An 8,020-nucleotide genomic window follows, 5' to 3' on the forward strand; every position below is an offset into this window, starting at 1 on the left:
CGACGCCGCTCCGGTCGCCCCTGACCCCTGGGTCGGCGGCGGGGGCGGACACACCCGGGCCTACTGGAACGACCACACCCTCGACATGCTCGACCGGCTGGCCCGGGAGCTGTAGTCCCGACCGCCAGCATCACCGCGTCCCGGACGAGCCGGGAGATGCTCGTAGGGTGGGTCCCCACACCGTCCTGCCCTTCCTGCCGGAGAGGCTCCCGATGACCGCGGTAGACACGCTGTCCGAGCTCACCGAACGCGCTCGTGCGCTGACGGGCACCCGGAGCCGCACGATGCTGGGGTTGACCGGCGCCCCCGGCAGCGGCAAGTCGACCTTGGCACGAGACCTCGTCGAGGCGTTGACGCCGCACGCCGTGGTCGTGCCGATGGACGGCTTCCACCTCTCCCAGGGGGAGCTCGTCCGGCTGGGCAGGCAGGAGCGCAAGGGCGCTCCCGACACCTTCGACGCCGCCGGGTACGTCGCGCTGCTCCGGCGCCTGCGCCGCCCCGGGCCCGACGTCGTCTACGCGCCCGCGTTCGACCGGGACATCGAGGAGCCCGTCGCCGGCTCCATCCCGGTGGCACCGGACACCCCCCTGGTCATCACCGAGGGCAACTACCTGCTCCTCGACGACGGCGCGTGGTCCGGCGTGCGGGAGAACCTCGACGAGGTCTGGTTCCTCGAGGTCGACCCCGAGCTGCGGATCGAGCGGCTCGTCACCCGACACGTGCGGCACGGCAAGCGACCCGACGCGGCCCGAGCGTGGGTGACCGGGAGCGACGAGATCAACGCCACGGTCGTCGGGACGACCCGGGCGGCTGCCGACCTCGTGGTGACGATCGCATGAGCGGCGAGCGGCGCGACCCCACCCTGGCGCTGAACCAGGACTCACTCGGGCTGCTGGGCGACCGCGTGACCGTCCCGGGCTACGACCGCGACGACGTCACGCCGGGGATCGTCCACCTCGGCGTCGGAGGCTTCCACCGGGCGCACGAGGCGTTCTACGTCGACCGGCTTCTGCGGCAGGGGCTCGCCGGCGAGTGGGGCATCTGCGGTGTGGGGCTGCTGCCCCAGGACTCGCTCATGCGCGACGTCATGGCCGCCCAGGACCGCCTGTACACGTTGGTGCAGCGGCACCCGGACGGCACCGTGGAGGCACAGGTCATCGGCTCCATCGTCGACTACCTCTTCGCGCCCGACGATCCCGACCGCGTGGTCGAGAGGATGGCCTCACCCGACGTGCGGATCGTCTCCATGACCGTCACCGAGGGCGGCTACAACCTGCGGTCGGACGGTGAGTTCGACGGCGACGACCCCGCCGTGCGCCGGGACCTCGAGCCCGGAGCGGCACCCACCACCGTCTTCGCCTTCGTCACCGAGGCCCTGGGTCGTCGGCGCGAGCGCGGCATCGACCCCTTCACCGTGGTGTCCTGCGACAACCTGGAGGAGAACGGCGAGAAGGCCCGCAACGCCTTCACCTCCTACGCCCGGTTGAAGGATCCCGCGCTGGCGGACTGGATGGCCGACCGCGTGGCCTTCCCGAGCTCGATGGTGGACCGGATCACTCCCGCGACCACCGACGGGGACCGAGCACTCGTCGCCGACTCCCTCGGGGTCCAGGACGCCTGGCCGGTGGTGTGCGAGCCGTACCACCAGTGGGTCATCCAGGACGACTTCACCGCCGGACGCCCGCCGTGGGAGGAGGCCGGGGTCCAGCTGGTGCCCGACGTCCGCCCGTACGAGCTGATGAAGCTCCGCCTGCTCAACGCCAGCCACCAGGTCATGGGCTACCTGGGGTCGCTGGCCGGGTACGGCTACGTGCACGACGTGTGCCGGGACCCCGACTTCGTGGCGCTGCTGCGGGGATACATGGAACGCGAGGCGACCCCCACCCTGGACCCGGTGCCGGGTGTGGACCTCGGGGACTACCGGTCCTCGCTGCTGGAGAGGTTCACGAACGAGGCCATCGGCGACACGCTGGCGCGTCAGTGCGTCGACTCCACCGAGCGCATCCCCAAGTTCCTGCTGCCGGTGGTGCGTCAGCGGCTGCAGGACGGCGGCGAGATCGACCGCGCCGCCCTGGCGATCGCCGGGTGGGCCCGCCATGCCGAGGGCGTCGACGACGCCGGGCGCCCGCTCGAGGTCGTGGACGTCCGCCGGGACCAGGTCCTGGCGCTGGCCCGGCAGCAGCAGGACGATCCCACCGCCATGCTCGGTCTCAGCATGTTCGACGGCCTGCGCGAGGATCGTCGCTTCGTCACGACGTACGTCGCGGCGCTCCGGACCCTGCACGAGCACGGGGCGCGCGCGGCGGTCGCTAGGTACGCCGGCAGCTCCGGGGACTGACGGCCCCGTCGGCCCGCGCCGAGCCTGCACATCGACACCGCGTCCCCCGAGGCGAATGATGAGGTCACCGGGCGAGAGTCGAAGAGGCGTGAGATGGCGGCAGCTGAGGACCCCGACCACCGGGCCGTGGCGGACGACGCGGTGTCCCCCGGCCAGATCCCGGTCCGGGGGTGGCGGCAGATCCTGCCGCGCGCCCTGCGGCACGTCGTGACCACCCGCCTGCCGCTCCTCAGCGCCGGGATCGCCTTCTTCGCGGTGCTGTCGATAGCCCCCGTGCTGGTGACCGCGCTGTCGGTCTACGGCGCGGTCAACACCCCGGCGCAGGCTCGCGACCAGCTCACGCAGGTCGCACAGCTGCTGCCCGCTCCGGTGGAACCGCTCGTCGCCGACCAGCTCAGGAGCATCACCACCGCCTCCACGAAGGTGCTCACCCTGCGGGGCGTGGTCGGCCTCCTCATCGCCCTGGGGACCGCGACGACCGCCATGGCGTCGCTGATCGACGCACTGACCGTGGCGTACCACGAGCCGGAGACGCGCGGGCTCCTGCGACGCAGTGCCCTCGCCGTCGCGTTCGCCCTCGGCGGTGCCCTGCTGGTGGGCGCGGTCATCGCCGCCGTGGGCGTGACCTCCCGGGCGCTGGGCGAGGCGCCCGCGATGGCCCGGGCCGTGGCGCCCGTCCTCATCTGGTTGGCGCTGGCCGCGCTGATGAGCGCCATGCTCGCCGTCCTCTACCGCTTCGCGCCGGACCGCCAGCACGCCCGGTGGCGCTGGATCACGTGGGGAGCCACGGGCGCGACGGCCCTCTGGGTCGCCACCTCGGTGGCGCTGTTCGCCTACGTCCAGCGGCTCGGGACCTACGAGGCCACCTACGGTTCGCTCGCCGGCGTGGCGATCAGCATGTTCTGGCTCTGGATCAGCGTCCTGCTCGTCCTCGTCGGTGCGGCCGTGAACGGGGAGGCGGAGCGGCAGACCGCTCGGGACTCCACGGTCGGGGCTGAGCGGCCTCTGGGCGAGCGGGGCGCCGTCGTCGCGGACAGCGCGCCGCCCTACCCGCAGGAGCCCTGAGGGCGTACGCCGCCCGGAGGCGAGCCGTGCTGCACGGCGGGCAGCGGTCGACGAGCCGGCCCGCCCCTCAGCCTGCCCCTCAGCCTGCCCCGACCAGCCCCGTCTCGTACGCCGCCACGACGAGCTGCGCCCGGTCCCGGACGCCGAGCTTGAGGAACAGGCGCGAGACGTGGGTCTTGGCTGTCAGTGGGGAGAGGACGAGGTGGGCGGCGATCTCGTGGTTGGACATCCCGCGACCGACGAGCGCGAGGATCTCGCGCTCGCGCGGGGTCAGGCCCTCGAGGCGGGAGTCCGGCCCGGTCGCCGGCTCGGCCGGCTCGTCGGCGCCCGACGCCACGAAGGCCTCGATCAGCCGGCGGGTCACCTGAGGAGCCAGCAGGGCCTGGCCGTCGTGCACCAGGCGGACCGCCTCGATGAGGGCCTGCGGCTCGATGTCCTTGAGCAGGAACCCCGAGGCGCCGGCCCGCAGCGCGCCGAAGACGTACTCGTCGAGCTCGAAGGTCGTCAGCACCACCACCTTGGTGGACGCCAGGCGGGGATCCCGGGTGATCCGGCTGGTGGCGGCGAGACCGTCGACGCGCGGCATCCGGATGTCCATCAGCACCACGTCGGGCACCAGCGAGGCAGCCAGCGTGACGGCCTCGGCCCCGTCGACGGCCTCCCCGACCACCTCGATGCCGGGCTCGGAGCCGAGCAGCGCCCGGAACCCGGCACGGACGAGGGTCTGGTCGTCGACCAGCAGCACGCGGATGCCCACCTCAGGGCGTCCCGACGGGCAGGGACGCCGAGACTCGCCAGCCGCCACCCACGCGCGGGCCCGCCTCGAGCGAGCCGCCCAGCGCGGTGGCGCGCTCGCGCATGCCGCGCAGGCCGTTGCCCGACCCGCTGCCCGCCAGCGCCTCGGGCCCGGACCCGCCGTCGTCCTCCACCTCGATGACGACGACGGCGTCGTGCCGGGACACCCTCACCCGCGCCGAGGTGGGACCGGCGTGCCGCATGACGTTGGTCAGCGCCTCCTGCACGATGCGATAGCTCGTCGCGCCCACCGACGCCGGCAGCGGCACGGCGGAGGTGTCGATCTCCACCTCGAGGCTCACCCCGGCCGAGCCGAGGCCCTCGCGCAGGTCGTCGATCTCGGCCAGGCCCTGCACGGGCCGCACCGGGGCGACGTCGTCGGGACCGTCGAGGTCGCGGACGACGCCCAGCATCGACCGGAGGTCGTCGAGCGCCTCCCCGCTCACCCGCTTGATGTCACGCAGCGTGGCCCGGGCCTGCTCGGGGTCGCGCTCGAGCAGGTGGGCCCCCACCCCGGCCTGCACGTTGATGGCCACCATGGCGTGCGCGACGATGTCGTGGACGTCGCGGGCGATGCGCAGCCGCTCCTCGCCGACCCGGCGCAGCGCCTCCTCGTCCCTGGTGCGCTCGGCCGACTCGGCCCGCTCGACCAGGGCAGCGGTGTAGCGGCGCCGGTCGTGGGCGGCGACGCCGAGGGCGATGGGCAGCGCCACGAGCGAGAGGTTCTTGGCGGTGTCCCACGAGAGCAGCGCGTGGTCGCTGTAGACGGCCAGGATGATCAGGACGACGACCATCGTGATCGCTCCGACCGGCACCGCCAGCCGCCGACCGTGGCGGACGGAGAGCGTGTAGCCGCACAGGACCGCCGGGAAGGCGATGGTCTGGTGGACGTTGGTCGTCTCGAGGACGCCCAGCATCAGGGTCATCGCCAGCGTGATCGCCAGGAGCGGAGCACGCCGGCGCAGCAGCACCGGCGCCGAGGCGAGCACCACCGCGACGTACGCCGCGGGCGTCGTGACGGCCCTGTCGATCACCGTCGTCTCGACCGCCATGGCTGCGGCGCACACCCCGAGGAGGACCGCGTCGACCAGGAGGTCGACGCGGTCACGGCGCAGACGGGACAGGGTCACCCTCCGACGGTAGCGGGGGCGACCCTGCCCGGCGTCCTCCTCAGGGAGTATTCGCCAGCTCCCGGACCGGCTCCACGACGACCGGCTCGGACTCGCTGAGGCCGATGCGGTCGTGCAGCCGGCGCAGCGGCATCGGCGCCCACCAGTTCCACTTGCCCAGCAGCCCCATCAGGGCAGGCACGAGGAAGGTGCGGACGACGAAGGCGTCGACCAGGACCCCCACCGCCGTCGCGACCCCGATCTGCTGGATGAAGGAGATCGAGCTGGTGCTGAAGGCGCCGATCGCGACCGCCAGCAGGATCGCCGCGGCGGTGACCACGCTGCCCGTCCTCGAGAGCCCGGTGGCGACCGCGTCGCGCTCGGAGAGCCCGGACTCACGGGCCTCCTTGATGCGGCCGAGCAGGAAGACCCCGTAGTCGGTCGAGAGGGCGAACACCACCGCCGCCGCGACCAGGAAGTCGGTGGGCTCGATGCCGCCGTTGGGCGTGTAGCCCAGCAGCCCGGTCAGCCGGCCGTCCTGGTAGACGAAGGTGAGCGCGCCCAAGGCCACACCGACGGTCAGGACGTTCATCAGGACCGCCTTGAAGGGCAGCACCAGCGAGCCGGTCATCAGCCACAGGACCAGCAGGGTCAGCAGCACCAGCAGCGCCACCGAGAGCGGGAGGCTGTCGCCGATCGCGGCCTGCTGGTCGACGAACTCCGCTGCCGGACCGCCCACGAGCACGTCGAGCCGGCTCGCCGCGGCGGCGTCCCGGACGTCCGCCACGACCTGCTGGGCGCCGTCACCCGCGGCGTCGCCGGCGACCTCCAGGTCGACCTGCCACGTGCCCGCACCGATCGCCACCGCCTCGGCAGGAGCGAGCACGCCGGGCGCCGAGGACGCCACGTCGGCGAAGTCGGCCACCGTGTCGGCGTCGGTGCTGGCGACCGCGACGGTCACCGGGGTGGTGCCGGCGCCGTCGTACTGCTCGGCGAGGGTGTCGGAGACGACGCGGGCGCTGAGGTCGGTGGGCACGACGCTCGCGTCGACCGGCGTCCACTCCGCCCGCAGCGCCGGGGCCGCCAGCACGATCATGACCGCCGCCGTCGCGACCGCGACCGTGCCGGGGCGGCGCATCACGGCCTGCGAGAGGCGGTACCACCGGCCCTCGGCGGCAGCGCCGGCGGCTCGACGGGACCGGCGGGCCAGCTTCGCGCCCCACAGCCCGAACACCGCCGGGCTGATGACCAGGGCGGCGGTCGCCGCGACCACGGAGACGACGGCGCCCGCGATGCCCATGGACTTCAGGAACCCCATCGGGAAGACGGTCAGGGTGATCAGGGCCACCGCGACGGTCGCGGCCGAGAAGGCGACCGTGCGGCCCGCGGTGCGCATGGTGGTGAGCACGGCGCCGGTCGTGGGCCCCTGCCGCTCCAGCTCCTCGCGGTAGCGGCTGACGAGGAAGAGGGTGTAGTCGATGGCGAGGCCCAGCCCGAGCCCGATGACGAGGTTGAGCGCGAAGATGCTGAGGCCGTACACCTGGTTGATCCCGGCCATGGCCAGGAAGGTGCCGAGCACGGTGGTCACGCCGACGACCAGGGGCAGCAGCGCCGCCCGGCCGCCGAAGAACAGCAGCGACAGCAGCACGAGCACGGGGAAGGCGAACAGCTCGGCCCGGCCCAGGTCCTCACCCACCCGTTCGCCGATCTGGAGGCCTGCGACGTCACCGCCGCCGACCGTCACGCCCTCGGCGTCCTCGAAGGTTTCGAGCGCCTCGGCAGCCACGTCGTCGCCCAGGGCATCGGCCGAGACCGTGCCGACCACGATCGCCGACGACCCGTCGCGGGCCGTGCCGGCGGGGGTGGCCGCGACGATGCCCGCCACCCCGGCGAGCGTCTCGGCCGCGTCGCTGACCGCCTCCTCCCCCGTGCCGGGCGGCGTGTCGACGAGGAGCACGATGCCCGGCGAGGGGCTGGCCCCGGTGGCGGCCTGGATGCGCTCGACCGCGCGGACCGACTCGGCGTCGGGGGGCGCGAAGCCACCGTCCGAGTCGAGCGCTCCGGCGACGGGCCCGCCGAAGGCGCCGGCCACGAGGACGAACAGGAGGACGGCCACGAGGGCGCGCCGTGGGTGGTCGTGGAGCCTCTGGACGAGGCGGGTGGTCGGGGAGGTGGTCATGGCACGACCCTCGCGGCACCGGGCGGTCCGCCGCGTCCTGCCGGGGGCGTACCCGCGGCGGTTCCGGCCCCCGCCCTACTCCCGTCGGTGTACGACCGGGTGGGAGGGGTACCGACCGCCATGACCGGACGCGACGAGCAGGACCACGACCAGGACGCCGAGCCCACCCTGAACGCACCCGAGGAGGGCCGGCCCGACGGCGTCGAGCCGGAGACGGCAGACGAGGAGCACGCCGGCGGCGACGGCAGCTAGCGCCGCTCCTCCATGCCCGCCTGCTCGTCGAGCAGCGCCCGGGCGTGCACCCCCGCCTCGCCCTCCTGGTCGAGGCCGGCCCGGAACGACCCCAGCTTGTCCCGTCCCGCCGGGAACGGCGGGAGCAGCGGCACGTCGCGGTCCGTCACGGCCTCGATGAGCGTGGGCCGGTCGGCAGCCAGCGCCTGCTCCCAGGCGGCGTCCACCTCCTCGGGCCCCGTCACCCTGATCCCGCGCAGCCCCAGCAGCTCGGCGTACGCCGCGTAGGGGAAGGCCGGGATG

The 8,020-nt window shown here is 73.8% G+C and carries 8 protein-coding genes; 4 read left to right on the forward strand and 4 right to left on the reverse strand.

Translation table 11 applies throughout. The features are described 5' to 3' along the window. Positions 1 to 167: 167 nt before the first annotated feature. The 3 genes from QZX64_RS06805 to QZX64_RS06815 all read left to right on the forward strand — a co-directional run bounded on the left by QZX64_RS06805 (position 168) and on the right by QZX64_RS06815 (position 3,403). Positions 168 to 839 (forward strand): nucleoside/nucleotide kinase family protein, encoded by a 672-nt coding sequence (locus QZX64_RS06805; protein ID WP_295657870.1) that lies wholly within the window; start codon positions 168 to 170, stop codon positions 837 to 839. Continuing rightward, the gene (locus tag QZX64_RS06810) at positions 836 to 2,338 is read left to right on the forward strand and encodes a mannitol dehydrogenase family protein (RefSeq protein ID WP_295657872.1); all 1,503 of its coding nucleotides are present in this window, start codon (positions 836 to 838) and stop codon (positions 2,336 to 2,338) included. The genes QZX64_RS06805 and QZX64_RS06810 overlap by 4 nt, the downstream gene beginning before the upstream one ends. A 93-nt stretch (positions 2,339 to 2,431) precedes the next feature. After that, positions 2,432 to 3,403: a YihY/virulence factor BrkB family protein gene (locus QZX64_RS06815; RefSeq protein ID WP_295657873.1), complete on the forward strand. Its 972-nt coding sequence runs from the start codon at positions 2,432 to 2,434 to the stop codon at positions 3,401 to 3,403. A 79-nt stretch (positions 3,404 to 3,482) separates the two neighbouring features. Here the strand turns inward: QZX64_RS06815 and QZX64_RS06820 are convergent, their stop codons facing one another. The 3 genes from QZX64_RS06820 to QZX64_RS06830 are packed head-to-tail and all read right to left on the reverse strand — an operon-like array spanning position 3,483 to position 7,486. After that, positions 3,483 to 4,160, reverse strand: a complete 678-nt coding sequence (locus QZX64_RS06820) for a response regulator transcription factor (RefSeq protein ID WP_295657875.1) — start codon at positions 4,158 to 4,160, stop codon at positions 3,483 to 3,485. A gap of 1 nt (position 4,161) precedes the next feature. Further along, on the reverse strand, positions 4,162 to 5,328 hold the full coding sequence (locus tag QZX64_RS06825; RefSeq protein ID WP_295657876.1) for a sensor histidine kinase: 1,167 nt from the start codon (positions 5,326 to 5,328) through the stop codon (positions 4,162 to 4,164). A 40-nt stretch (positions 5,329 to 5,368) separates the two neighbouring features. Next, complete coding sequence (locus tag QZX64_RS06830; protein WP_295657878.1) at positions 5,369 to 7,486, reverse strand: MMPL family transporter; 2,118 nt, start codon at positions 7,484 to 7,486, stop codon at positions 5,369 to 5,371. Between the two features lie 120 nt (positions 7,487 to 7,606). On the opposite strand from QZX64_RS06830, the gene QZX64_RS06835 reads away from it, so the two are divergent. Next, positions 7,607 to 7,738, forward strand: a complete 132-nt coding sequence (locus QZX64_RS06835) for a hypothetical protein (protein ID WP_295657880.1) — start codon at positions 7,607 to 7,609, stop codon at positions 7,736 to 7,738. Here QZX64_RS06835 and QZX64_RS06840 read toward each other — a convergent pair. Beyond that, positions 7,735 to 8,020: thiamine pyrophosphate-dependent enzyme (locus QZX64_RS06840; protein WP_366558528.1), on the reverse strand; the 286-nt coding region annotated here is incomplete at its 5' end. The two genes, QZX64_RS06835 and QZX64_RS06840, sit on opposite strands and share 4 nt — an antisense overlap.

Source organism: uncultured Nocardioides sp., assembly GCF_902805925.1.
Lineage (GTDB): Bacteria > Actinomycetota > Actinomycetes > Propionibacteriales > Nocardioidaceae > Nocardioides.

What these genes read in the sequence shown, in the direction of transcription:
- QZX64_RS06835 (WP_295657880.1), top strand. Translation starts at nt 7,607, where the DNA reads ATGACCGGACGCGACGAGCAGGACCACGACCAGGACGCCGAGCCCACC.
- QZX64_RS06815 (WP_295657873.1), top strand. Translation starts at nt 2,432, where the DNA reads ATGGCGGCAGCTGAGGACCCCGACCACCGGGCCGTGGCGGACGACGCG.
- QZX64_RS06810 (WP_295657872.1), top strand. Translation starts at nt 836, where the DNA reads ATGAGCGGCGAGCGGCGCGACCCCACCCTGGCGCTGAACCAGGACTCA.
- QZX64_RS06830 (WP_295657878.1), bottom strand. Translation starts at nt 7,486, where the DNA reads ATGACCACCTCCCCGACCACCCGCCTCGTCCAGAGGCTCCACGACCAC.